The sequence below is a fragment of the Streptomyces sp. NBC_01515 genome, assembly GCF_045040345.1.
Lineage (GTDB): Bacteria > Actinomycetota > Actinomycetes > Streptomycetales > Streptomycetaceae > Streptomyces.
In genome coordinates this window covers 9101910-9127630 of sequence record NZ_CP109416.1, presented here as the reverse complement: position 1 = coordinate 9127630, position 25721 = coordinate 9101910, and the positions used below count along the sequence as shown (strand labels likewise).

19 protein-coding genes, 1 tRNA gene and 1 pseudogene are annotated in these 25721 nt (G+C 69.1%); 8 read left to right on the top strand and 13 right to left on the bottom strand.

The features are described 5' to 3' along the window. Positions 1 to 64: 64 nt before the first annotated feature. From OG407_RS40770 to sucC, 7 genes are all read right to left on the bottom strand, one after another. The gene (locus tag OG407_RS40770; protein WP_405865206.1) at positions 65 to 2704 is read right to left on the bottom strand and encodes a glutaminase domain-containing protein; all 2640 of its coding nucleotides are present in this window, start codon (positions 2702 to 2704) and stop codon (positions 65 to 67) included. A 395-nt stretch (positions 2705 to 3099) separates the two neighbouring features. Continuing rightward, positions 3100 to 4896, bottom strand: a complete 1797-nt coding sequence (locus OG407_RS40765; protein ID WP_405865204.1) for a coagulation factor 5/8 type domain-containing protein — start codon at positions 4894 to 4896, stop codon at positions 3100 to 3102. A 207-nt stretch (positions 4897 to 5103) separates the two neighbouring features. Continuing rightward, a tRNA-Leu gene (locus OG407_RS40760) sits at positions 5104 to 5188 on the bottom strand. A 256-nt stretch (positions 5189 to 5444) separates the two neighbouring features. Then, entirely contained in the window at positions 5445 to 5888 is a 444-nt protein-coding gene (locus OG407_RS40755; RefSeq protein ID WP_405865202.1) for a MarR family winged helix-turn-helix transcriptional regulator, read from the bottom strand. A 224-nt stretch (positions 5889 to 6112) separates the two neighbouring features. Continuing rightward, positions 6113 to 7681, bottom strand: coding sequence for an aldehyde dehydrogenase family protein (locus OG407_RS40750; protein WP_405865200.1), 1569 nt, complete (start codon positions 7679 to 7681; stop codon positions 6113 to 6115). A 166-nt stretch (positions 7682 to 7847) separates the two neighbouring features. Beyond that, positions 7848 to 8729, bottom strand: coding sequence for a succinate--CoA ligase subunit alpha (gene sucD, locus OG407_RS40745; protein ID WP_405865198.1), 882 nt, complete (start codon positions 8727 to 8729; stop codon positions 7848 to 7850). An 11-nt stretch (positions 8730 to 8740) separates the two neighbouring features. Further along, complete coding sequence (gene sucC, locus OG407_RS40740; RefSeq protein WP_405865196.1) at positions 8741 to 9871, bottom strand: ADP-forming succinate--CoA ligase subunit beta; 1131 nt, start codon at positions 9869 to 9871, stop codon at positions 8741 to 8743. A gap of 144 nt (positions 9872 to 10015) precedes the next feature. Between sucC and OG407_RS40735 the strand changes: the two genes are divergently transcribed. The 5 genes from OG407_RS40735 to OG407_RS40715 all read left to right on the top strand — a co-directional run bounded on the left by OG407_RS40735 (position 10016) and on the right by OG407_RS40715 (position 17999). Beyond that, positions 10016 to 11698: a thiamine pyrophosphate-binding protein gene (locus tag OG407_RS40735; protein WP_405865194.1), complete on the top strand. Its 1683-nt coding sequence runs from the start codon at positions 10016 to 10018 to the stop codon at positions 11696 to 11698. A gap of 11 nt (positions 11699 to 11709) precedes the next feature. After that, positions 11710 to 12942 (top strand): formyl-CoA transferase, encoded by a 1233-nt coding sequence (frc, locus tag OG407_RS40730; protein WP_405865192.1) that lies wholly within the window; start codon positions 11710 to 11712, stop codon positions 12940 to 12942. Positions 12943 to 12946: 4 nt separating this feature from the next. Further along, a complete protein-coding gene (locus tag OG407_RS40725) occupies positions 12947 to 15091 on the top strand; it encodes an acetate--CoA ligase family protein (RefSeq protein ID WP_405865190.1) in 2145 nt (714 codons plus the stop codon). A 120-nt stretch (positions 15092 to 15211) separates the two neighbouring features. After that, complete coding sequence (locus tag OG407_RS40720; RefSeq protein WP_405865188.1) at positions 15212 to 16600, top strand: OFA family MFS transporter; 1389 nt, start codon at positions 15212 to 15214, stop codon at positions 16598 to 16600. 1 nt (position 16601) lies between these two features. Next, positions 16602 to 17999: an OFA family MFS transporter gene (locus OG407_RS40715; RefSeq protein ID WP_405865186.1), complete on the top strand. Its 1398-nt coding sequence runs from the start codon at positions 16602 to 16604 to the stop codon at positions 17997 to 17999. Positions 18000 to 18117: 118 nt separating this feature from the next. Here OG407_RS40715 and OG407_RS40710 read toward each other — a convergent pair whose 3' ends face one another. The 5 genes from OG407_RS40710 to OG407_RS40690 all read right to left on the bottom strand — a co-directional run bounded on the left by OG407_RS40710 (position 18118) and on the right by OG407_RS40690 (position 22228). Beyond that, positions 18118 to 18795, bottom strand: coding sequence for a GntR family transcriptional regulator (locus tag OG407_RS40710; RefSeq protein ID WP_327400113.1), 678 nt, complete (start codon positions 18793 to 18795; stop codon positions 18118 to 18120). 188 nt (positions 18796 to 18983) lie between these two features. Then, positions 18984 to 19922, bottom strand: coding sequence for a beta-ketoacyl-ACP synthase III (locus tag OG407_RS40705; RefSeq protein WP_327400114.1), 939 nt, complete (start codon positions 19920 to 19922; stop codon positions 18984 to 18986). Positions 19923 to 20071: 149 nt separating this feature from the next. Continuing rightward, the gene (locus OG407_RS40700; RefSeq protein WP_019065011.1) at positions 20072 to 20206 is read right to left on the bottom strand and encodes a hypothetical protein; all 135 of its coding nucleotides are present in this window, start codon (positions 20204 to 20206) and stop codon (positions 20072 to 20074) included. Continuing rightward, complete coding sequence (locus tag OG407_RS40695; RefSeq protein ID WP_403597690.1) at positions 20175 to 21506, bottom strand: OFA family MFS transporter; 1332 nt, start codon at positions 21504 to 21506, stop codon at positions 20175 to 20177. The genes OG407_RS40700 and OG407_RS40695 overlap by 32 nt, the downstream gene beginning before the upstream one ends. A gap of 197 nt (positions 21507 to 21703) precedes the next feature. Beyond that, positions 21704 to 22228, bottom strand: a complete 525-nt coding sequence (locus OG407_RS40690; protein WP_405865183.1) for an ATP-binding protein — start codon at positions 22226 to 22228, stop codon at positions 21704 to 21706. A 248-nt stretch (positions 22229 to 22476) separates the two neighbouring features. Between OG407_RS40690 and OG407_RS40685 the strand changes: the two genes are divergently transcribed. The 3 genes and pseudogenes from OG407_RS40685 (at position 22477) to fdhD (ending at position 24466) form a co-directional block, all read left to right on the top strand. Beyond that, on the top strand, positions 22477 to 23448 hold the full coding sequence (locus tag OG407_RS40685; RefSeq protein ID WP_405865181.1) for a 2-dehydropantoate 2-reductase: 972 nt from the start codon (positions 22477 to 22479) through the stop codon (positions 23446 to 23448). 39 nt (positions 23449 to 23487) lie between these two features. Then, a pseudogene (locus tag OG407_RS40680) lies at positions 23488 to 23610 on the top strand (Fe-S-binding domain-containing protein); the annotation flags it as partial. A gap of 7 nt (positions 23611 to 23617) precedes the next feature. Next, entirely contained in the window at positions 23618 to 24466 is an 849-nt protein-coding gene (gene fdhD, locus OG407_RS40675; protein WP_405865179.1) for a formate dehydrogenase accessory sulfurtransferase FdhD, read from the top strand. Between the two features lie 363 nt (positions 24467 to 24829). Here fdhD and OG407_RS40670 read toward each other — a convergent pair whose 3' ends face one another. Continuing rightward, positions 24830 to 25657 carry a LysR family transcriptional regulator gene (locus OG407_RS40670; protein WP_405865177.1) on the bottom strand — a complete coding sequence of 276 codons (828 nt, stop codon included), beginning with the start codon at positions 25655 to 25657 and terminating at the stop codon, positions 24830 to 24832. Between the last annotated feature and the right edge of the window lie 64 nt (positions 25658 to 25721).

Below are 25721 nucleotides of genomic sequence, written 5' to 3'. Positions count from 1 at the left end.
GGTGGCCCGGACGGGACACTCCGCGCGCCGCGCGTTCAGGGAGGTCGGCTGCCTCGGAAGTGGATCAGAGGAGCCGCCAGAGGTGGTCGGAGGTGCCGTTGTCGTTCCACTGGGTCACCTGGGCGCTGTTGGCCTGGGAGGCTCCGTCGACGGCCATGAGTTTGCCGCTGCGCACGTTGACGATCTTCGTCCAGCCGTCGCCGTTGTCGACGAGGCGCCAGAGGTGGTCCTGGGTGCCGTTGTCGTTGTACTGCTGGACGTGGGCGCCGTCGTCGAGGCTCTGGTTGTGGACGGCGAGCAGTTTGCCGGAGTTGCGGTTGTAGATCTTCACGGTGCCGTCGCCGTTGTCCACCACGGTCCACAGGTGGTCGGCGGTGCCGTTGTCCTCGTACTGGGTGACCTCGGCGCTGTCGGCCAGGGACATGCCGCTGACGGCGAGCAGCTTGCCGGAGTTCTTGTTCTGGATACGTTTCCAGGGGACGGAGTCGGCCGCCGGTGCGTTCAGCAGGGCGAGCACGCCGCCGATCACGGGCCGGTCGGCGAAGCCCCGTTGGGCGCCGCTGGCGACGACGTACCAGTCGGTGAACGGCACCCTCGACGGCGTGGTGTTGGCGAAGCCGTAGACCCCGTTGATCAGCATGGCGCGGGTGTCCGGGTGGTCGGCCAGCCAGGCCGCGGTCCACACCTCCCAGTCGGTCTTGGTGTAGTCGTTGCGCGGGTCCAGGAGCACGCCGTACGTGCCCGCCTTGGACAAGTACCAGGCGGCCTCCTGCGCGGCCACCCCGGTGGGCACCAGGTCCACGCCCAGCAGGCGGTCGGCGTAGCCGTTGTACTTCAGGCTCCAGGTGCCGTCCTGGTCGTAGGCGAGTTTGAGGTGCGTGCCCGAGGAGTCCTGGGCCAGGGTGACCCACCGGCTGATGTAGCCACGGGCCACCGTCAAGTAGTGCGCCGCGTCGGAGGAGTTGGACGCCGCCTTGGCGATCACGCTCATCGCGCCGATGCCGATGATGCCCTTGAGCGCGAGGTTGGCGCTGTGCGCGATCCAGCCGGTGAAGTCGTCGGTCTGGTTCTGGTTCTCCGGGTCGAGGGCGTTCGCCACCAGGTACTCGGCCCACTGGTGGAGGATCGCGTAGTGCGCGGTGGCGAAGGAGGCCGCGTCGGCCGCCGGAAGGCGCTGGGCCACGGCCGCCGCCATGATCAGCATGTTGGCGGACTCCTCGATCGGCATGGCCTCCTCGTTGCCGTCCAGGTGCCCGGTCGCGTTCGGATAGCTGGAGCCGAGGTCGTGCTCGGCGTACACCTTGGGCCAGCCGTCCTGCTCGGCGTAGTGGAAGTGCGGTTCGAGCAGCAGCCGCAGATACGCGGGCGAGAGGTGCAGGTAGGCGGGGGACGCCGGGTAAGTCACGTCCACGGTCGAGAAGTTGCCGTTGGAGGAGATCTCCTTGAGCATCGCCCACGGCGAGCCGTTCCGGTCGACGAGTTCCGTCCCGGCCACGGCCTGACGCACCGCCAGAGCGCAGACGGCCGCGTAGTGCTCACCGGTGTCACCACCGCCCGCGGCGCTCGCGGCACCGTCGTGGATCGCCTTGTCGAAGGCGACGGCGGCGGTCAGGGCGGCGGCGCGGTCGCCGTTGAACCAGTCGAGCATGGCGGTCCACGAACTCCAGTAGTGCGTCCACCACGGGTTCAGGTTCGTGCCGAGGTAGCTCACCGCCGGGGTGCGCACATGGCCGACGACGACCTGGAACACCGCCGAGGGCGCGGCGGCGGTGACGGTGCCCAGGTTCTGGTTGAGGCCCAGCACGGGCCAGCGGTCGTTGATCGCGCGGGGCTGGGCGGTGTCGGAGGTGCCGGCCAGCGTCCCGTTCGCGGCGGACGCCGCCCGTACGACGGTGTCCTGGCCGATCTGCCAGGTCAGCCCGCTCGCGGTGGGGGCGGCCAGCACCAGCGAACCCCACGACGCCTGGTCGTTGTTCTCGGCCAGCACCCCCGGGGAGGCCGGCTGGCAGGTCAGGGTGGTCATGCTGCCGGTCGCCTGCTTCGCCCAGGTGACCTGGGTGGAACTGTCGCCGTGCACCCACTCCGCGGATGCGTCGACATGCACGTCCACGGTGTGGCTCGCCCCGTCGCCGCTCGCGGCCTGGACGCTGATGTAGCTCAGCGGCACGCACTGGCGCTGGAGGTCGCCGAGGTCCACGGGCGAGAAGAAGGTGACCGTCAGCGTGACGCCGCCCCCGGTGAGCGTGAAGATCGACCGGGTGGCCGTGAGCTGCAACGACGTCTGCGTCATCGTGCTGAGCGCCGGACCGCCGGGCAGCGCCGGGGCGCCGAGGAAGACGTACGGCGTGCCGTCGATCCGGGCGATGCCGGCCAGCGCGGTGATCCGCCCGTTCCAGAAGGTGGGCCAGGTGCCGGCCAGGTTGTCCCCGGCGAGCCAGGTGGTCAGGTACGGGGACCGTACGGCGAGGGGGGTGGCGGGTGGGCGCAGTGGGCTGAACGTCGAGGTCGCGGCTGCGGACTCAACTGCGGCGGTGGCGGTGGCGGTGGCGGTGGCGGTGGCAGCGTGGGCGGGTGAGCCGGCGATGCCGAGGCCGCCGAGGGCACCTGCGGCGGCCACTCCTCCCCAGCGCAGCAGGTCACGTCTGGTCAGCGGGGGCAGTCCAGTGGTGAGGGGAGGGCGGCCGTCGTCTTCGGAGTGGGGCATGGGGGCTCCTTCGATGGGCAACGAGAGTCCGACATCGTTGTCAGCAGGCGATGCTGACGGGATGTCACCTAACGGGGTCGTCATGGAGAACTCTTGCTTCGTGCCGGCAGAACCGGGCGCGGCGGACGGCCGGTGCGCGAGCCGGGACGGGCCGGGGTGAGCCGCCGTAGGGGCGGGTGCTGCGCCAACTGCCTTTCCGGCGACGGAAAGTGCGGAAGGGAAGGGCGGTACCGAAAGGCGGTGCGGAAGGACGGTGCGGAAGGGCGGTACCGATGGATGACAGCACCGCCCGGGACGGGTGTCCAGCCCTCGCGCAACACCCGCCCCTCGCAACGGAGTTCAGGATGTGACGTGAGGCGAGGCGAGGCGATGTGAGCTGAGGTGAGGCGGTCCGGTCAGGGGTACGAGGTCACCGTGGACGGCACGGTATCCGTTCCCGAGGTCGGCGAGCCCGTCTCGTTGATGACGTGCTCGTACTGCCCCTGGCCGCCGAGCGAGACGACCATCACGTCGTGGAACTTCACGCCCGCGGTGTCCGGAACCGCGAAGCCGTTGTGCTGCACGATCGTCGGGTCGACGTTGTAGTAGCAGTAACTGCCCAGCCCCCACGCCTCGTGCGTGGACACCGAGTCGGCGACCTTGTACGCCGCGTACCCCTTGACGTCGCCGTTCTGGATGGCGGCCTGGTTGGGGGCGTCGTACGCCTTCTCGTTCTGGAAGAAGATCGTGCGGCCCCGTTCGCCGTTCCACTGGACGTCGTACTTGTTGAAGTGTTCGACGAAGAGGCCGGTGGTCAGGACGTCGGCGCCGTTGACGACGAGTCCGTAGTCGGCGCGGTTGGTGTCCCAGCCGATGCCCGTGCCGTGGTCGGCGCGCCAGAGCCAGGTGTGGTCGACGATCGTGTGGCGGCTGTTGATCACCATGCTGGTGGTGGCCTGGCCCGCGCCCGCGCCGCCGATCCGGACGAACACGTCCTGGACGGTGGTGGGGTTGGCGGAGTGGTCCGCCGACGCTCCCGTGGGGCCGACTTCGAGGAGTGTGGCGGAGTTGACGGTGCCGGCGTCGATGAGGAATCCGGCGAGCCGTACGCCGTCGACGTCGGCGGTCTTGAGGGCCGTAACTCCGTTGTCGGGGACGAGAGTTGCGTAACCCAGGCCCAGGACAACGGTGTTGGGACTGTTCACCTCGATCGGCTGGTCCAGGTGGTAGATGCCCGGGGTCAGCAGGAGGTGAAGTCCCTGCGTGAGCGCCTGGTTGAGGGTGGCCGCCGTGACGCCGGGCTGGGCGACGTAGAACTGGGTCAGCGGAACCGAGGTGCCTCTGGGCGTACCACTCCCCCAGGTCGTGCCGCGCGCGTCGGTGCGCAGTTCGGGCAGGAAGACCTTGTAGTCGCTCCCGTCGAGATAGAGGAAGGGCTTCTCGCGGGAGACGGGTGTCGTGTCGAGCGTGGTGTACGGCGGGCTCGGGAAGCTCTGCGCCGGGGCTCCCTCGACGCCCGAGAACACCATGTTCCAGACCGCGTTGAGCCAGCCGCCGACCGAACTGTCCCGGGTGTACCACTGCTGCTGCGAGTACGGCTGGACCTGGCCGTCGATCCGGCTGTCGGCGATGTAGCCGCCACTGGCCCAACCGTAGCCGGTGGGCCAGAGGTTGAGGCCGCCGCGCACGTGCATCCGACGGAAGGGCGCCGCCTGCGCGACCGCCCAGCGGTTGGTACCGCTCACCGGGGTGAGGGCGAGGTTCTCCGCCGAACGCCAGAAGTTCTGCGTGGCGTTGCCGTTGAACCAGCCCGCGTCGACGGTCACGTCACCGTTGATCGAGGTGTCGTCGGGAGACAGACCGAGTCCGGAGATCGAGGTGTAGAAGCCGAGTTGGGCGTTGAGCCCGTTGTACGTGCCCGGCTTGAACAGCAGTTGATAGCGGCCGGTGCCGAACTGGGCCGTCTCCTGCTGGGCGAAGATCTCGTCCAGCCTGGCCTGGATACCGGCGGTGGACGGGTCGAAGACGATGACGTTCGGGCCGAGATCGCCGCCACCCGGCAGGTCCAGCGCACGCTCGGGAGCGGCGGACGCAGGCGACGACAGGGCGAGCAGCCCCAGCCCGGCCGCCGCCGCGGCCATGGCACCGAGAACCGACCGGCGGGCAAGGGGAGTTCGGCCGAAGGACGAGGCAGCCGCGGAGGAAGGAGGCATGGGGGGCGACACTCCTGGTTCAGGAAATGAACGGTGGGGGGATCTGGGAGCGCTCTCTCGCCGATGCATGCTTCATCCGCGTGAACCACGCGTCAAGAGTTGTGACCGGAGTCCATACATGTTCTTGCAGACACGTGCGGACGTACGTCCATGAAACGCAAAAGGTGCCGACCGGGAATCGGTCAGCACCGCTGTGCGTACTGTTTGTGTCCGAGGGGGGACTTGAACCCCCACGCCCGTTAAAGGGCACTAGCACCTCAAGCTAGCGCGTCTGCCATTCCGCCACCCGGACCAGGTGTCTGCCGCCTGACCGGGGGTGTTCCCCGCGGCGACATGGACAACAATACCAAGCTTTCGGAGTGCCTTTCACCTGCATATCCACCCCGAGGAGAGCAGGTCGCGCAGGGCCCGCGACCTGCGGGAAGTCGCCGCCACGGGTCCACGAGCGACTACGGACGCAGGGCCGGAACTCCGCCACTCCGCAACCCACCCACGCCCACCCACTCCCGCCCGCTCCCGCCCACTCCCGCCCACTCCCGCCACTCCCGTCACTCCCGCTCCGTGAGCACCAGCGTCCGCAGCGCCCGGACGAGTGACGCCGCCGTTTCCTCGTCCAGCGGAGCGAGGAACCGGCGCTCCGCCGCACGGCGGGCCTTCTCGGCCTCGTGCAGACAGTCCCGGCCCTCCGGGGTCAGTTCGACGATGTTCTTCCGGCGGTCCTGCGGGCTGCGGCGCCGCTCCACCAGACCGTGGTCCTCCAGGCCGTCGATCAGCGACACCATCGTGGTCCGGTCGACACCCAGCCGCCCGGCGGCCTCAACCTGCGACAACAGCTCCCCCGCCGAGAGCACCACCAGTACGGCCAGCTCATGACCGTCCACTCCGTGTGACGCCAGCGCCTCCGCCGACGTTCTGGCCAGTCTGGCCTGGGCGTGCTTGAGGAGGTATCCGAGCCGGGACTCCAGGGGCGCGGGTTGCTGATCGTCGGCCATTCGTCGACTGTATTGGGGCACGCGGAGCCAGGACGGACGTCTACGACTTCGCGGGCCAGCAGTACTGTCCGGGAGGCGACCCCGGTGAGATCACGCCGGCCGACACGGTGATCGCCGGGCGGCACTCGACGGACGCGAGCACCGCCCGGCCGCAGATCACGGCGTGAGCCTTACGCGCCGATCACAGCGTGAGCCGGACCCGCCGGACCCGCCGGACCCGCCGGTCACGGCATGAGCTGGTACTCCGGGAAGTTGCCGGGCAACCGCTCCCCCACCGGCCCGTGTGTCACCGCGCGGATGAGGAGTTCGCCGCCGACGAAGGCGCCGCGCCAGGACGCGCCGAACCCGCCGAACAGTTCGTCGCGGTCGCCGCGGGAGCGTGGCGTGCCGTGGCCGACCTTGAACGCGCGGATCTGCGGGGCGAGTCGGTCGTAGGTCGCCCGGTCGTCGGTGGACAGGGTGGCGACCAGCGCGCCGTTGGACGCGTTCATCGCGGCGAGCAGTTCCGCCTCCGTGTCGACGAGGACGATGGTGTCGACCGGGCCGAACGGTTCCGCGTGGTGCAGCGGGGACGACGGGGGCGGGTTGAGGAGCGTGACGGGGCGGACGTACGCCGAAGTGTCCTGCCCGGGAAGGAAGTTGGCCTCGGACAGCTTGCCTCGGTGCAGGGGTACGGCGCCGCGGTCGATCGCCTCGGCCACCTGGTCGTGGAGCTCCTTGGCCTTGGCCGCGTTGATCACCGGGCCGAAGTCCAGTTCCGGGTACGGGTCTTGGGCGTGCCGGACCGCAAGAGGGTGGCCGACACGGAGGGTTCGGACCGCGGGGAGGTAGGCCGTGAGGAACTCGTCGAACAGCTCACGCTGGACCACGAAGCGCGGATACGCCGTGCAGCGCTGCTTGCCGTAGTCGAAGAGCTTGGGGATGACCGCGGTGAGCGTGTCCCAGTCGGTGTGGTTCCAGATGCCCCAGGTGTTGAGTCCTTCCTGTTCGAGGATGTGCCGCTTGCCCAGGTCGGCTACGGCCGTGGCCACCGTGGCCCCTGTGTCGCGCCCGCCGACGAAGGAGACGCAGCCGATCTCGGGGGCTCGGACCAGCGCCTCCGACAGCTCGCCCCCGCTGCCGCTGACGAGGGTGACCGGTATCCCCTCACGTGCGGCCAGCGCCGCGGCCAGGGTGAGGCAGGCGACGCCGCCGTCGGTCGGGGTCTTGGCGATGACCGCGTTCCCCGCCAACGCCTGCACAAGCATGGCGTGGACGAGCACGCTCATCGGGTAGTTCCAGCTCGCGATGTTGGACACCGGGCCGTCCAGCGGGGTGCGGCCGGCCAGCATCGGCTCGATGCCGTCGACGTACCAGCGCACGCCGTCGATGGACCGGTCCACGTCCGCCTGCGCGAGCCGCCACGGCTTGCCGATCTCCCAGACCAGCAGCAGCGCGAGGAGTTCGCGGTGCTCGGTCAGGGCGTCCAGCGTGGCGGCCACGCGGGCACGCCGTTCGTCGAGCGGGACGTGGCGCCAGGCGCGGTGCTGGTCGAGGGAGGCGCGTACGGCCTGGTGGGCGGTGGACCGGTCCAAACGGGGCGGGCCGGCGATCGGGCTGCCGTCCACGGGGCTGGTCGCGGGCAGGGCCCGGCCGTCCCGCTGCCAGGCCGCGTTCCAGAGGTTGAGGACACGGTCGTCCTGGAACGCCTCGGGGGCGACGGTGAGGCAACGCCGCCAGGCGTCACTCCAGGACGTGCCCGCCTTGAGGGTCGGGGGATGAACAGTGAGGCTGGGGCTGAGGGTTGATGCCATGCTTCTGCTCCGCTCTCGGTGCACAGTCGGGGCGGGGTGAGGCAGGAACGGTCCAACGTACGAACCGCCGTACAGATGAAGCTAGTTGCGCTCTAAGGAGCGCAACAGTCACGGCACAACAACTATGAGTGACGTCACGTGTCGCTCACGGGAGGGCCGGCGCCGCTCACGGCAGATTCAACCGGTCCAACACCAGCCGCGCGGTCTCCGTCGGCGTGCTTCCGACCTTCACTCCTACGGCCTCCAGCGCCTCCTTCTTCGCCGCCGCCGTACCGGAGGAGCCCGACACGATGGCGCCCGCGTGGCCCATGGTCTTGCCCTCGGGTGCGGTGAAGCCCGCGATGTAGCCGACGACCGGCTTGGAGACGTGGTCGCGGATGTACGCCGCCGCTCGTTCCTCCGCGTCGCCGCCGATCTCCCCGATGAGGACGACGAGTTCGGTGTCGGGGTCGTCCTGGAACGCGGCGAGGCAGTCGATGTGGGTCGTGCCGACGACGGGGTCTCCGCCGATGCCGACGCAGGTCGAGAAGCCGATGTCCCGTAGTTCGTACATGAGTTGATAGGTGAGCGTGCCCGACTTGGACACCAGGCCGATGCGGCCCGGCTTGGTGATGTCGGCGGGGATGATGCCCGCGTTGGCCTGGCCGGGGGTGATCAGGCCGGGGCAGTTGGGGCCGATGATCCGGGTGCCCTTCGACGTGGCGTACGCCGTGAAGGCGACCGAGTCGTGGACGGGGATGCCCTCGGTGATGACGACGGCGAGGCCGATGCCCGCGTCGGCGGCCTCGATCACGGCCGCCTTCGCGAAGGCGGGCGGCACGAACACGACGCTGACATCGGCTCCCGTCGACCGCAAACCGTCGGCGACCGATCCGAAGACCGGCACGGCCCGGTCGTCGAAGTCGACGGTACGGCCCGCCTTGCGGGGGTTGACGCCGCCGACGACGTTCGTGCCGGCCGCGAGCATGCGGCGGGTGTGCTTCATGCCCTCGCCGCCGGTCATGCCCTGGACGAGGACCTTGCTCTCCTTGGTGAGGTAGATCGCCATGTCCCGGCTCCTTAGCGTGCGTTGGCGAGGTCGGCGGCGCGGCGGGCGGCGCCGTCCATGGTGGTGGCCTGCTGGACCAGCGGATGCGCGTGCCCGGCGAGGATGGCTCGGCCCTGAGCCGCGTTGTTGCCATCGAGCCGGACGACCAGCGGCTTGGTCAACTGCACGGATTCCAGGGCCCGTACGATGCCGTCGGCCACCGCGTCACAGGCGGTGATGCCGCCGAAGACGTTGACGAACACCGACTTCACGGCCGGGTCGGAGAGGATGACGGACAGCCCGTCGGCCATGATCTGGGCGGATGCCCCACCGCCGATGTCGAGGAAGTTGGCGGGGCGGGCACCGCACCCTGCGACCACGTCGAGCGTCGACATGACCAGGCCCGCGCCGTTGCCGATGATGCCGACCTCGCCGTCGAGCTTGACGTAGTTGAGCCCCTTCGCGGCGGCGGCCGCCTCCAGCGGATCGTCGTGCGCCGCCCCCTCGGCACCCCAACGCGCCTGCCGGAAGCGGGCGTTGTCGTCGAGGGTGACCTTGCCGTCGAGGGCGAGGATCTGCCCCTGCCTCGTCCGCACGAGCGGGTTCACCTCGACGAGGACGGCGTCCTCGCGGACCAGCACCTCCCACAGCCGTACGAGGACGTCGACGGTCTGCGGCGGCAGGCCGGCCGCCTCGGCGATCTCGCCCGCGTTGGCCGAGGTGACCCCCTCGTTGGGGTCGATGTGTATACGGGCCACCGCCTCCGGTCGACTGGCGGCGATCTCCTCGATCTCCATACCGCCCTCCGCGGAGGCGATCGCGAGGAAGCGGCCCGCCGCGCGGTCGAGGACGTAGGAGACGTAGAACTCGCTCTCGATGTCGACCGGTTGGGCCAGCATCACCTTGCCGACCGTGTGGCCCTTGATGTCCATGCCGAGGATCTGGCGTGCGGTCAGCTCGGCGGCGGCCGGGTCGGCGGCGAGCTTCACGCCACCCGCTTTACCCCGCCCACCGGTCTTGACCTGCGCCTTCACCACGACACGTCCGCCCAGCCTGCGGGCGATCTCCCGTGCTTCCTTGGACGAGGCGGTGACCTCCGCCCGGGGCACCAAGATGCCGTGTTCTTCGAAGAGTTCCCTTGCCTGGTGCTCGTACAGATCCATCCGGGCTCCTCACCTAAAAGTGCCGCACGCCCCCTGGACACCACCCACCGGATGCGGGATAACAAGTTTCATACAGTATTCGTCGACTGTATGCAATGTACCGCGAGAGCGTTCCAACCCCCTACGAAGGGACAGGACTTCGCCATGCCCGACGACACCCAGGACGTGATTTCCGGTGGTCATCTCGTCGCCAAAGCCCTGAAGGCCGAGGGGGTCGACCGCATCTACACCCTGTGCGGCGGCCACATCATCGACATCTACGACGGCTGCGTCGACGAGGGCATAGAAGTCGTCGACGTACGCCACGAGCAGGTGGCAGCCCACGCGGCGGACGGCTACGCACGCATCACCGGCAGGCCGGGGTGCGCGGTGGTCACCGCGGGTCCCGGTACGACCGACGCCGTGACCGGTGTCGCCAACGCCTTCCGCGCCGAGTCGCCGATGCTGCTGATCGGCGGTCAAGGGGCCCTGACCCAGCACAAGATGGGGTCCCTGCAGGACCTGCCGCACGTCGACATGATGACGCCGATCACCAAGTTCGCGGCGACCGTGCCGGACACGGCGCGCGCCGCCGACATGGTGTCGATGGCGTTCCGCGAGTGCTATCACGGCGCGCCCGGCCCGTCCTTCCTGGAGATCCCGCGTGACGTCCTCGACGCGAAGGTGCCGGTGGGCAGGGCGCGGGTCCCGAAGCCCGGTGCCTACCGTGCCTCGCCCCGGTCGGCCGGTGACCCCGAGGCGATCGAGAAGCTCGCCGACCTGCTGGTCCACGCCGAGAAGCCGGCGATCCTGTTGGGCAGCCAGGTGTGGACAACTCGCGGCACCGAGGCGGCCATCGACCTCGTCCGCACCCTCAACATCCCCGCGTACATGAACGGCGCGGGGCGCGGCACCCTCCCGCCCGGCGACCCGCACCACTTCCAACTGTCGCGCCGGTACGCCTTCTCCAACGCCGACGTCATCGTCATCGTCGGCACGCCCTTCGACTTCCGCATGGGCTACGGCAAGCGGCTCTCCCCCGACGCGACCGTCGTGCAGATCGACCTCGACTACCGCACCGTCGGCAAGAACCGCGACATCGGCCTCGGCATCGTCGGCGACGCGGGACTCGTCCTGAAGTCGGTCGCGGAAGCCGCATCGGGACGTCTCAACGGCGGTGCGTCCCGGCGCAAGGAATGGCTCGACGAGCTGCGCGCCGCCGAACAGGCCGCGATCGAGAAGCGGTTGCCGAGTCTCAAGTCGGACGCCTCACCGATCCACCCGTACCGACTGGTCAGCGAGATCAACGACTTCCTCACCGAGGACTCGATCTACATCGGCGACGGCGGCGACATCGTCACCTTCTCCGGCCAGGTCGTGCAGCCCAAGTCGCCCGGCCACTGGATGGATCCGGGCCCGCTCGGCACCCTCGGCGTCGGGATCCCGTTCGTCCTCGCGGCGAAGCAGGCACGGCCCGACAAGGAGGTCGTCGCACTGTTCGGCGACGGCGCGTTCTCCCTCACCGGCTGGGACTTCGAGACCCTCGTCCGCTACGACCTGCCCTTCGTCGGCATCGTCGGCAACAACTCCTCGATGAACCAGATCCGTTACGGCCAGGCCGCCAAGTACGGCCTGGAGCGCGAGCGGGTCGGCAACACCCTCGGGGACGTCCACTACGACAAGTTCGCCCAGATGCTGGGCGGTTACGGCGAGGAGGTCCGCGACCCCGCCGACATCGGCCCCGCGCTCCAGCGCGCCCGCGAGTCGGGCAAGCCGTCACTGATCAACGTCTGGGTCGACCCGGACGCGTACGCCCCCGGAACCATGAACCAGACGATGTACAAGTGAGGTGAACGGCCATGACCGCAAGGGCACTTGAGGGCATCCGCGTCCTCGACATGACGCACGTCCAGTCCGGCCCCTCCGCGACCCAACTCCTCGCCTGGCTCGGCGCCGACGTCGTCAAGCTGGAGGCGCCGACCGGTGACATCACGCGCAAGCAGCTGCGCGACCTCCCGGACGTCGACTCGCTCTACTTCACGATGCTCAACTGCAACAAGCGGAGCATCACCCTCAACACCAAGACCGAGCGCGGCAAGGAGATCCTCACCGAGCTGATCCGGCGCTCCGACGTCATGGTCGAGAACTTCGGGCCGGGCGCGGTCGACCGTATGGGGTTCACCTGGGATCGCATACAGGAGATCAATCCCCGCATTGTGTATGCGTCCATCAAGGGCTTCGGGGACGGTCCGTACACCAACTTCAAGGCGTACGAGGTCGTCGCGCAGGCGATGGGCGGGTCGATGTCGACCACCGGCTTCGAGGACGGGCCGCCGCTGGCCACGGGCGCTCAGATCGGTGACTCCGGCACAGGAGTGCATACAGTAGCCGGGATACTGGCGGCACTCTTCCAGCGGGAGAGCACCGGCCGCGGCCAGCGCGTCAACGTCGCCATGCAGCACGCCGTGCTGAACCTGTGCCGGGTGAAGCTGCGCGACCAGCAGCGCCTGGCGCACGGACCGCTTGCCGAGTACCCGAACGACGACTTCGGCGACGAGGTGCCCCGCTCGGGCAACGCGTCCGGCGGCGGTCAGCCCGGCTGGGCGGTCAAGTGCGCGCCGGGCGGCCCGAACGACTACGTGTACGTCATCGTGCAGCCGGTCGGCTGGAAGCCGCTCACCGAACTGATCGGCCGGCCCGAACTGGCCGGGGACCCCGAATGGGCCACGCCCGAGGCCCGGTTGCCGCAGCTCTCCAAGATGTTCCAGCTGATCGAGGAGTGGTCGTCCACGCTGCCCAAGTGGGAGGTGCTGGAGCGGCTCAACGCGCACAACATCCCGTGCGGGCCGATCCTGTCGACCAGGGAGATCATCGAGGACGAGTCGCTGGTCGCCAACGAGATGGTCGTGACGGTCCCGCACCCCGAGCGCGGCGAGTTCGTCACCGTGGGCAGCCCGCTCAAGCTCTCCGACTCCCCTGTGGACGTGACCAGTTCACCGTTGCTCGGTGAGCACAACGAAGAGGTCTACATCGGCGAACTCGGTCTCGGCGACGACGAGTTGCGCCTCCTCAAGTCGAACGGGGTGATCTGACGTGATGGCAGAGGACCGGACCCTGAGGGTGCGCGCACTTCTCGACTCCGTGCGGGCCGAGGGACGGTTCGCGCTGACCGCGCCCGAGGGCAAGGTGATCGCCGACGCGTACGGGATCGCCGTACCGGGTGAGGAGTTGGCGACGGACGTCGACGAGGCGGTGGCGTACGCGGCACGGTTCGGCGGGCCGGTGGTGATGAAGATCGTGTCCCCCGACATCCTGCACAAGACCGACGCCGGCGGAGTGATCGTCGGGGTCGAGGGCGCGGCGGACGTACGGGCCGCGTTCCACAGGATCGTCGACAACGCGCGGGCGTACGACGCCGACGCACGCATCGAGGGCGTCCAGGTGCAGGAGTTGCTGCCCCAGGGGCAGGAGGTGATCGTCGGCGCGGTGACCGATCCGACGTTCGGGAAGGTGGTCGCGTTCGGGCTCGGCGGGGTGCTCGTCGAGGTGCTCAAGGACGTGACGTTCCGGCTCGCGCCCGTGACCCCGGACGAGGCGCTGTCGATGCTGGACTCGATCCGCGCGGCGGAGATCCTGCGCGGTGTGCGCGGCGCACCGGCCGTCGACCGATGGGCGATCGCGGAGCAGATCCGCCGGGTGTCCCAACTGGTCGCGGACTTCCCGGAGATCGCCGAGGTGGACCTCAACCCGGTGATCGCGACACCGGAGGGCGCGGTCGCGGCGGACATCCGCGTCATCCTCGCCGAGTCGCAGCCGGTAGCCCGTCGACGGTATACACGCGACGAGATCCTGACGACCATGCGCCGCCTCATGGAGCCGAACTCCGTCGCCGTGATCGGTGCCTCGAACGAGCAGGGCAAGATCGGCAACTCGGTGATGCGCAACCTCGTCGACGGCGGCTTCGCCGGGGAGATCCATCCGGTGAACCCCAAGGCCGATGACATTCTGGGCCGCAAGGCGTACAAGAGTGTCACGGACGTTCCCGGTGAGGTGGATGTGGCCGTCTTCGCCATTCCCGCCAAGTTCGTGGCAGCGGCACTGGAGGAGGTGGGACGTAAGAACATCCCCAACGCCGTCCTCATCCCCTCCGGTTTCGCGGAGACCGGTGAGGTCCAACTCCAGGAAGAGATAGTCGAGATCGCCGAGCGTTACGGCGTCCGCCTCCTCGGGCCGAACATCTACGGCTACTACTCGACCTGGCACGACCTGTGCGCCACGTTCTGCACGCCGTACGACGTGAAGGGCGGGGTGGCGCTGACCTCGCAGTCCGGTGGGATCGGGATGGCGATCCTGGGGTTCGCGCGGACCACGAAGACGGGGGTGTCGGCGATCGTCGGGCTCGGCAACAAGTCGGACCTGGACGAGGACGACCTGCTGACCTGGTTCGGCGAGGACCCGCACACCGAGTGCATCGCGATGCACCTGGAGGACCTGAAGGACGGCCGCGCGTTCGTGGAGGCGGCCCGAAAGACCGTGCCCCGCAAGCCAGTTGTGGTGCTCAAGGCGGGCCGTACGGCGGCGGGCGCGAAGGCCGCCGGGTCGCACACGGGCGCGCTGGCCGGCGACGACGCCGTGTACAGCGACATCCTGAAGCAGGCCGGAGTCATCCGGGCCCCCGGGCTCAACGACATGCTGGAGTACGCGCGCGGCCTGCCCGTGCTGCCAACTCCCCAGGGGGACAACGTCGTTATCATCACCGGCGCCGGCGGCAGTGGCGTGCTGCTCTCCGACGCGGTGACCGACAACGGCCTTTCCCTGATGGAGATTCCGGCCGATCTGGACGCGTCCTTCCGGGAGTTCATCCCGCCGTTCGGGGCCGCGGGCAATCCGGTCGACATCACCGGGGGCGAGCCGCCGTCGACGTACGAGGCGACGATTCGGCTAGGTCTGGAGGACCCGCGCATCCACGCGCTGGTGCTCGGCTACTGGCACACCATCGTCACTCCCCCGATGGTCTTCGCGGAGCTCACCGCGCGCGTGGTCGCCGAGTTCAAGGAACGCGGCATCGAGAAGCCGGTGGTGGCCTCACTCGCGGGTGACGTCGAGGTCGAGGAGGCCTGCCAGTACCTGTACGAGCGCGGGGTCGTGGCGTACCCGTACACGACGGAGAAGCCGGTGGCCGTGCTGGGTGCGAAGTACCAATGGGCGCGCGCGGCAGGGCTGTTGGGCGGTGGTTCATGACGTGAGCCGACGCGGGGCCGGCCGGCAGTGCGGTCGGCCGGCCCCGGGGACCCGTGCGCACGCGAAAGGCATTGGACAGGGGGCGCTGGCCAGAACTTTCGACGCAAGGGGCACTGAGCGATGGCAACAACGGACTACCAAACGTCCGTCCCCTACAGAGAGGTGACGGACCGTCACGGCCGCGTGTACCGCATCGGTGAATCCGATGTCGACATCATGGGCCGGGCACGCAAGTGGATGGTCGTCCTGCCCTGGGTGGGCATGATGGGCATCAGCTCCGCCGAGTACGCGTTCACGTCTGCGGAGGAAACGCTCCACGACGCGCATCTGTGGAGCAGTGGGCACATCTTCTGGCTGATGGGCGTCTGGGTGTTCTTCCAGGCGGCCGTGGCCTTCCCGGCCGGGCGGTTGCGCGAGAGCGGGCAACTCCCGGCCCGTACGGCCATGTTGATCGGCGCGCTCGGCACCCTGGTGGGCTATCTGGCGCTGGCCTTCGCGCCGAACGTGCTCGTCGCCTACTTCGGCTTCGGCATGTGCAGCGGTATCGGCGCCGGTCTGGTGTATGCGACCTGCGTGAACATGGTCGGCAAGTGGTATCCGGAGCGCAAGGGCGGCAAGACGGGCTTCGTCAACGGCGGATTCGCCTACGGGTCCGTGCCGTTCGTGTTCCTCTTCACCTCCGTGCTCGACCTCGGCAACTACAGGGTGCTGCTGAGCCTGGTCGGCGTGGGCCTGTGTCTGGTGGTGGCGTCGGCGGGCTGGTTCTTCCGCGATCCGCCGAAGAACTGGTGGCCCGCGCACGTCGATCCGCTCACAGCGGCCCAAGACCCCAGGATCCGGCGGGCGTTGGAGAAGAACCCGCCGGCGATCAAGCAGTACACACCCAAGGAGGCCGCCCGTACCCCCGTGCTCTGGATGATGTGGTTCTGTCTGCTGTGCACGGCCGGCATCAACATCTTCGGCATCGCCTTCCAGGTGCCGTTCGGCAAGGACATGGGCTTCGCGGGCGGGATCGTGGCCACGGCGATGTCCCTCAAGGCGATCGTGAACGGCACCGGGCGCGGTGTCATCGGCTGGATCTCCGACCGCTACGGCCGCCGCCACACGCTGATCATCGTGTGTCTGGTGCTCGGCACCGCGCAGTTCGGTGTGCTGGTCTCGGGCCAGATGGGCAGCATGCCGTTCTTCCTGTTCTGCTCCATGGTCTCGGGTTTCGGCGGCGGGGCGATCTTCCCGCTGTTCGCGGCCATGACGGCCGACTACTTCGGTGAGAACAACAACGCCAGCAACTACGGGATGGTCTACAGCTCGAAGCTGATCTCGGGGCTCGTCGGCTCCGGTCTGGGCGCGGTCGTCGTGGGTGAGTGGGACTACCACGGCGCGTTCGTCCTGGCCGGTTCGGTGGGCCTGGCCTCCGCGGTGCTGGCGCTCTTCCTCAAGGCTCCGGGCAGGCCCAACGCCCGGCGCATCGTGCCCAATCCGCACCCGCTCGGCGAGGAGATGGCGTGACATGACCGCAGATCCCATCACCACGAACGAATCCGGCGCCGCGAACCGTCCCTACCGTGAAGTGACCGACGCCCACGGCCGCGTCTACCGCGTAGGCGAGACCGACCGGGACATCCTCGGCCACTCGCGAAAGATCATGATCTATCTGCCGTGGATCGCCATGATGGCGATCAGTGTCTTCGAGTACGCGTACGGCTCCGCGGAGGACACCCTGTCCAGCGCGCACGGCTGGACGCAGAGCAACACCTTCTGGATCCTGAGCATTTGGGTCTTCTTCCAGGCCGGCATCGCCTTCCCGGCGGGCTGGATGCGGGAGAAGGGCATCCTGTCGGCACGCAAGGCGATGTACATCGGCTCGGTGCTGTGCGTCATCGGATTCCTCGCGCTGTCGCACCTGGACAACGTGTGGCTGGCGATCATCGGCTTCGGCGTGATCGGCGGCATCGGCGCCGGGCTGGTCTACGCGACCTGCATCAACATGGTCGGCAAGTGGTTCCCCGAACGGCGGGGCGCCCGCACCGGGTTCGTCAACGGCGGCTTCGCCTACGGCTCGCTGCCGTTCATCTTCATCTTCAACTACGCCTTCGACACCGGGAATTACCACCGGGTCCTGGATCTGATCGGCTGTTACATCCTGATCGTGGTGTTCGGGTGCGCGTTCTTCTTCAAGGACCCGCCGAAGAACTGGTGGCCCGCCGACATCGACCCGCTGGCCTACGGCGGCAGCGGCAAGAGCGCGACGAGCCTCGCCAAGAACCCGCCCGCCGTGCGGCAGTTCACGCCCAAGGAGGCCATCCGCACGGGCATGTTGCCCCTGATGTGGCTGTCCATCGTGCTGACCGCCGGGGTGTCGATCTTCGGGATCTCGTTCCAGGTCGACTTCGCGAAGGATGTCGGTTTCGGCCCGCTGGTGGCGGCCTCCTCGATGGGCATCATGGCCGTCATCAACGGCATCGGCCGCGCGGTCGTCGGCTGGCTGTCCGACCTGTGGGGCCGCAAACTCACCCTGGTCTTCGTCATTTTGGTCCTGGGTCTCGCCCAGTTCGGCGTGATCTGGGCCGGCCATCTGCGCAGCGAGTGGCTGTTCCTGTTCTTCGCCTTCCTCTCCGGCTTCGGCGGCGGCGCCTTCTACCCGATGTTCGCCGCCCTGACCCCGGACTACTTCGGCGAGAACTTCAACGCCACCAACTACGGCCTGGTGTACAGCGGAAAGCTCGTCAGCGGCCTCTTCGGCGGCGGCCTCGGCTCGATGGTGGTGGCGGCCTGGGGCTACAACGGCGCGTACGCACTGGCCGGCGGAGTCTCGATGGTGGCGGCGGCGATCGCGTTGCTGCTGCGCCAACCAGGGCGCGGTGACAGGGAGTTGACCAAGGTTCCCCAACCACAGCCCGCGACCTGACAGTTCGCACGACACGGTCGCGGACCTGGAACTGGAACTGGACCTGCCTGATGGCCCTCCCCGGGACGGGAGGGCCATCGCCTTCATGTCTGCCGGTGCGTCAGGAGCCTTGTGCCGCTCAGGACTTGGCGCGCTCGTGGTACGACCGCCGGGTGTGCTCGGTGTGTTCGCGCATCAGCAGGCCGGCGCGCAGCTCGTCGCGGGCGGTGATGGCATCGATCAGGGTGCGGTGCTCGATCCAGGACGTCAGGCCGCGCTGACGGGCCACCGGCGTGTAGTACCAGCGGACCCGGCGGTCGACCTGTGCGGCGAGTTCGGCGAGGACGGCGTTGCCGGCCAGCTCCATGACCTTCGCGTGGAAGCGGGCGTTCATGGCGACGGCGGCGTCCACGTCGTCGGCGTCGACGGCGCGCTCGCCCTCCGCGCACAGCTCCTCCAGGACGGCGATCCCGGTGCTGCCCGCGTTGACGGCGGCGAGGCGGGCAGCCTCGGCCTCCAACAGCGTGCGTACGGTGAGGAGTTGGTCGGCCTCCTCCTCCGTCGGCTCGTGCACGAACGCGCCCTGGGCGGGCCGTAGATCGACCCAGCCCTCGGTGTTGAGCCGCTGCAAAGCCTCGCGCACCGGCTGCCGGGACACCCCGAGGTGCCCGGCGAGTTCGCTCTCGACGAGATGCTGGCCGGGCCGCAGGGCGCGCGTGGTGATGAGTTCGAGCAGCGCCTCGTAGACGCGGTCGCGCAGCGGGCCCGGACGTTCGAGTTTGGGCACCGCCCCCTGCGGCAGTCCTTGCGACAACATCGCGGTCCCCCTCCTGGGCAACATCGGCATTTTGCAGACAGTGGACTGTAGCCAGCGGACAGTCGCCGTACATGGCCGTACGACCAAGTATCGATTGTCTATCGTCTACAGTCTACGGCGCACAGTCGCCAGAGGGTTCGGGAGTCGGCCTCGTCACATCCGGGGGCGCATCGGGGCGGGTGCGCAGGTCACGGACACCGGACGACCTGGCCGGCGTACGACAGGTTCCCGCCGAAGCCGAACAGCAGGACGGGGTCGCCGGTGCGGACGGCACCCTGTTCGACGAGTTTCGAGAACGCGAGCGGGATGCTGGCGGCCGAGGTGTTGCCCGATTGGACGACATCGCGGGCGACGACCGCGTTGACGGCACCGATCTTCTCCGCGAGGGGCTCGATGATGCGCAGGTTCGCCTGGTGGAGGACGACGCCGGCGAGGTCGGCGGGGGTCAGGCCCGCCTTCTCGCAGGCCTTGCGGGCGATCGGCGGGAGCTGGGTGGTGGCCCAGCGGTAGACGCTCTGGCCCTCCTGCGCGAACCGCGGGGGCGTGCCCTCGATCCGTACCGCGTGCCCCATCTCGGGCACGGAGCCCCACAGGACCGGTCCAATGCCGGGTTCGTCGGCGGCCTCGACCACGGCGGCGCCCGCTCCGTCACCGACGAGGACACAGGTCGTACGGTCGGTCCAATCGGTGACCTCGGACATCTTGTCGGCGCCGATGACCAGGGCCCGGGTGGCCGCTCCCGCGCGGACGGTGTGGTCGGCGGTGGCCAGGGCGTGGGTGAAGCCGGCGCACACGACGTTGATGTCCATGGCCGCGGGCGACGGGATGCCGAGGCGGGCGGCGACGCGCGCGGCCATGTTCGGGGAGCGGTCGATGGCCGTGGAAGTGGCGACCAGGACCAGGTCGATGTCCCCGGGCGTCAGGCCCGCCGCGGCGAGGGCCTTGGCGGCGGCATGCGCGGCCAGCTCGTCCACGGGTTCGTCGGGCCCGGCGATGTGGCGGGTCTTGATGCCCACCCGGGAGGTGATCCACTCGTGACTCGTGTCGACCATGCCCGCCAGGTCCTCGTTGGTGAGTACCTTGGCGGGCTGGTAGTGGCCGACGGCGGCGATCCGCGTGCCGTTCATGGGTGGTCCCCCTCGTTGCCTTGGGTAGCGGGATCCACCAGTCTTGCCAGTGACTCGCGGGTACGACGGCAGGTGATGCCACAGGAAACAACGGTCCGGGTTGTCGGCTTCTGTCATCCATCCTGTGATTGACGGTGTCGCCCGAACATTCAGCCGGTGAACAGCTGCTTCGCCTTGAGGACGAGTTCGTACAGGCCGTACACAAGGGGCGCGCCCACCCAGAGCCAGGCGAAGGCGATGAGCGGCCGTCGGTCAGGCGGACTCTGACTGCTGTCGTTCGACATCGGCGGCCTCCCTCTGGGCGGGAATGTGGTGGCGGGCGTCGACGGGCCGGACGAGCTCGTTGGCGACGAAGCCGATGACGAGCAGCCCGATCATGATGACGAAGGACGTGTCGTAGAGGGACGCGCCGTGTTTGCCGGCGGCCTTCTGGTGGTCGGCGATCCAGTTCACGATCAGCGGTCCGAGGACGCCGGCCAGGGACCAGGCGGTGAGCAGCCGGCCGTGGATCGCGCCGACCTGGTAGGTCCCGAACAGGTCCTTCAGGTACGCCGGTACGGTCGCGAATCCGCCGCCGTAGAAGGAGAGGATCACCAGCGCGCACAGGATGAACAGCGGCTTCGAGGAGTCGCCGAACAGTGCGATGAGCGCGTACATGACCGCGCCGACGCCCAGGTAGACGCGGTAGATGTTCTTGCGGCCGATCAGGTCGGAGGTCGAGGACCAGCCGATACGGCCCGCCATGTTGGCCGCGGAGAGCAGCGCGACGAAGCCGGCGGCGGCCGACACGGTGACCGGGGTGGAGGTGTCCGCGAAGAAGTCCGTGATCATCGGGGCGGCCTTCTCCAGGATGCCGATGCCCGCGGTCACGTTCATGCACAGGACGACCCACAGGCACCAGAACTGCGGGGTGCGTACGGCGCTGTTGGCCGAGACCTGTACGCCGGAGAGGACGCTGGGTGCGTTCTCGACGGGCTTGTCGGTACGTGGCACCCGCACGAGGAACACGCCGAGTGTCATGAATACCGCATACGAAAGACCGAGTACGAGGAACGACTGGGCGATGCCGGTGTTGTCGGAGCCGAACGACTTCAGCATCTGGGCCGACCACGGGGAGGCGATGAGCGCGCCGCCGCCGAAGCCCATGATGGCGATGCCGGTGGCCATGCCGGGCCGGTCCGGGAACCACTTGATCAGGGTCGAGACCGGGGAGATGTAGCCGATGCCGAGGCCGATCCCGCCGACGAAGCCGTAGCCGAGGACGATCAGCCAGAACTGTTTCGTCTCCGCACCCAGCGCGGAGATCAGGAAGCCGGAGGAGAAGCAGATCAGGGCGACGGTCATCGCCCAGCGCGGCCCGTTGCGTTCGACGAGGGTGCCGCCGAACGCGGCCGACAGGCCGAGCATGACGATCGCGAGCTGGAAGGGCAGCGCGCTCTGGGTGCCGCTGAGGTTCAGTGAGGATTCGAGCGGCGGCTTGAAGACGCTCCAGGCGTAGGCCTGGCCGATGGAGAGGTGCACGGACAGGGCGGCGGGCGGAACCAGCCAGCGGCTCCACCCCGGGGGTGCGACTGGGGGACTCATGATCCCGGACGGTAGGGAGCGGCAAGGGAGTTGAGAAGGCGGCGCGTCGACCGTATGCGATGAGCGGTATGCAGAGTGCGCCGAACGGTCGCCGCCGAGTTGCTACGCCCGCCCTCGCTGCCGCTCCCGTTCCCGCGCCGGTTCGCGCGCCTGAACTCGCTTCTCTCCCGCGCCTGTTCTCGTGTGGCGGGCGGGCCTCAGCTCTGGACGGACTCCGCGATTCGCTGGGCGGCCTCGGCGGGGGTGAGGTGTGTGGTGTCGACGACCTCGGCTTCGCGGTGCAGCCAGGTGCGGGCCGCCTCGGCGTAGGGCTCCAGGTACTGCAGGCGGAACGGGGAGTCGGGGCCGAGGACAGTGTCACCCGCGATGCGCCCGCGGAGCGTGTCCTGGTCGGCGTGGAGGACGAAGTGCCGTACGGGGATGGCGTGTTGGGCGAGGCCCGCGCTGATCTCGCGCCAGTACCGCTCCACCAGGACCGTCATGGGGATCACCAGCGTGCCGCCGGTGTAGTCGAGCACGTGACGGGCCGTCTCGACGACGAGCGGCCTCCATGGCGGCCAGTGCTGGAAGTTGTCCGTCGCGGGCAGCCCCGGCGTGATGTCCATGAGTGTCTCGCCGACCTTCTCGGCGTCGAACACCCGTGAATCCGGGAGCAGTTGCTGCACGAGGGGACTGGTCGTCGTCTTGCCCGCGCCGTGGGTGCCGTTGAGCCATACGATCATGGGCTCGACGCTAGCGCCATCCGCCCACCCGGACCCGGTCGGCTGCACACGGCCCTCTGCACTCAGTCCGCTGCACACAGTCCGTCGTAGACGGTCCGCTGCACACAGTCCGCGCTCGAACCCTTGCCGACCCATCTTCCATACTGTAGACAATATTTCGTCGACAGTGTTCGACGAAGGCTCCGCCGGGCGCTGTCCGGGCGGCACCCACCTCCGCGGTACTCCCTCGACCGAACGGAGAGTCTCCAGTGAGAGTCGCAGTCCTCGGCGCCGGTGCGATCGGCGCCTATGTCGGCGCCGCGCTGCACCGTGCGGGCGCCGATGTGCATCTCGTCGCCCGTGGACCGCATCTCGCGGCCATGAGGCAGCACGGCGTCCAAGTCCTCAGTCCGCGCGGCGACTTCACCGCCCGCGCCCATGCCACCGACGACCCGGCCGAGATCGGCCCGGTCGACTTCGTCCTCCTCGGCCTGAAGGCCAACTCGTACGCGGCGTGCGGGCCGCTGATCGAGCCCCTTCTGCACGAGACCACGGCGGTCGTGGCCGCCCAGAACGGCATCCCCTGGTGGTACTTCCACGCGCACGGCGGCCCCTACGACGGGCAGCGCGTCGAGAGTGTGGACCCGGACGGCGCGGTCAGTGCGGTGCTCGCGCCCGACCGGGCCGTCGGCTGTGTCGTCTACGCGGCAACGGAGCTTGCGGGACCGGGAGTTGTGCGCCATCTCGAAGGCACCCGCTTCTCCGTCGGCGAGCCCGACCGGAGCATCTCGGCGCGTTGTCTGGCGCTGAGCGAGGCCATGCAGGCGGGCGGTTTGAAGTGCCCGGTGGAGCCGGATCTGCGCAACGACATCTGGCTCAAGCTGCTCGGCAACATCTCCTTCAACCCGATCAGCGCTCTGGCCCGCGCCACCATGCGGCAGATGTGTCTGCACGGCGGTACCCGCAAGGTCATCGAGATCATGATGACCGAGACGCTGTCCGTCGCCGAGGCGCTGGGCTGCGAGGTCGGTGTCTCCATCGAACGGCGGCTCGCGGGCGCGGAACGCGTCGGCGACCACCGCACCTCGACGCTCCAGGACCTGGAGCGCGGCAAGCCGCTCGAACTCGACGTACTCCTCGCGGCCGTGGTCGAGTTGGCGGAGATCACCGGCGTGGAGGTGCCCACCCTGCGCACCGTGCACGCCATCTCCGACCTGCTCGCGCTGAGGAGTGCCGCATGAGGAACCGGCCGAGGCGTTCGCGGAGTGCGCCTCGGCCGCACTCCGCACATGCAGGACAATGAGACCGAGAAGGTCACCTCGCCGCATGACGGCCCGGTGACCCGCGGCACCCTCCGCAGCAAGGGCCGTTTCGGCCACCAGCACGTACAGAACCGGGGCTGATCAGGACATGGGACGAGTCACGGAACGACGCAAGGTGACCCGGATCCGGGACGGCGTGGTCACCACCCGCCCGGACACGCTCGTCGCCGAGGAACCCCTGGAGATCCGGCTCAACGGCAAGCCGCTCGCGATCACCATGCGCACCCCCGGCGACGACTTCGCGCTCGCGGCCGGTTTCCTGGTCAGCGAAGGTGTACTGGCGAACGCATACGATCTGCAGAACATCGTGTACTGCGCGGGGGCGACCGTAGACGGTTCGAACTCGTACAACGTGGTGGACGTACGGACCGCTCCGGACGTGGTGATTCCGGACATCACGTTGGAGCGGAACGTGTATACGACGTCCTCCTGCGGTCTGTGCGGCAAGGCGAGCCTGGACGCGGTGCGTACGACGGCGCGGTGGCCCATCGCCGACACTCCCCCGGTCCGTGTCGAGCCCTCGCTGCTCGCGGGCCTCCCCGACCGGCTGCGCGCGGCCCAGCGGGTCTTCGACCGGACCGGGGGTCTGCACGCGGCGGCCCTGTTCAGCGAAGAGGGCGAGCTGCTAGACGTACGGGAGGACGTGGGCCGGCACAACGCGGTCGACAAGCTGGTCGGCCGCGCCCTGCAGAACGGGGACCTCCCGCTGTCCCGGGTAATCCTGTTGGTCTCGGGCCGAGCCTCCTTCGAGCTGGCGCAGAAGGCCGTGATGGCAGGCATTCCGATGCTCGCGGCGGTGTCGGCGCCCTCGTCGCTCGCCGTGGACCTCGCGGCGGAGACGGGTCTGACCCTGGTGGGCTTCCTGCGGGGCAGCAACATGAACGTGTACGCGGGCGAGGACCGCATCGCCCTGCGGGCCGCGGCCGCCCAGGGCTGAGATCCGCGCCCCGCGTCACGGCGGCGGGGCCCCGACCGGCGGGGAGCGCCCCCTGCGCCGCAGGGGCCCCGCCTCAGCCTTGCCCCTACCGGCACCGCAGAGGTCGTGCCCCGCCTCAGCCTCACCCCACCGGCATCGCGGGGGCCATGCCCCGCCCCAGCCCTGCCGACGGCCCCCGCCGCCGCGAAGACCGTGCCCCTCCTAAGTCCTGCCGACTCCCGCCGCGAAGACCGTGCCCCACGTCAGCTCTGTGCGGCGCTGCGGCACAAGTCCTGCCCCGCCTCAGCCTTGGACGCCGCCGCCGCGCAGACCGCATGCGCCAGCTTCAACCTTGCGGACCGCCGCGAAGCCCACGCCCCCAGCTCAGCCCCGCGCGCCCAGCCCGACCTGCGCGGTCTCCACGAACGCCGCGATCAGCGGTGACCGGCGAGCCGCCTCCCAAGCCAGGATCACCTCGTCCGGTTCGGCGTCGGTGACGGGGACGTAGGTGATGTCGGGGCGGGAGTACTGCTCGGCGACGGAGACGGGGACGAGGGTGATGCCCGCGCCGGAGGCCACCGCCTCGAACTTCTCCTCGATGCTGCGGATCGGTACGTCGTCCGGGCCGGGGTCGGCGTACCGCAGCCAGGTCTCGCCGTCGAGGTCGGCCCGCACGAGGTCCTGCTTGCCGGCGAGGCGGTGGTCGGCGGGCAGCATCGCCACCCGGGCCTCGGTGAACAGCGGCAGCAGCGTGAGGCCCTGTTCGCGGATCGGGCGGCGCAGATAGGCGAGGTCGACGGTGCCGTCGAGGATCAGCTGCTCCTGGTCGTCCCACTCGACCCGGCGGGCCTTGACCTCGATGCCGGGGTGGGCGGCGCCGTAGGCACGCAGTGTGCGGGTGATCACGACGCCCGCGCGGAAGCCGACGACGAGCCGGTGCGGACCCCGCGCGGACCGTTGCACCCTACGACGCGTCGCGTTCGCGGAGGCGAGCAACGTACGCCCCTCGTCCAGGAGTTGGCGACCGGCCGCCGTCAACGACACGCCATGACTGTCACGTTCGAAGAGCGCGACGTCCAAGTCCTTCTCCAGGGCCCGGATCTGACGGCTCAACACTGGCTGCGCGATGTGCAACTGCTCGGCCGCGCGTCCGAAGTGCAGCAGCTCGGCCACCGCGACGAAGTAGCGGACCTTCCGCAGGTCGAGGTCCATGGGTGCCGCCCTTCCGTGCGTCGTCGGCGATGCCTTCAGGGTATCGCCACCGCCGAAAGAGGTC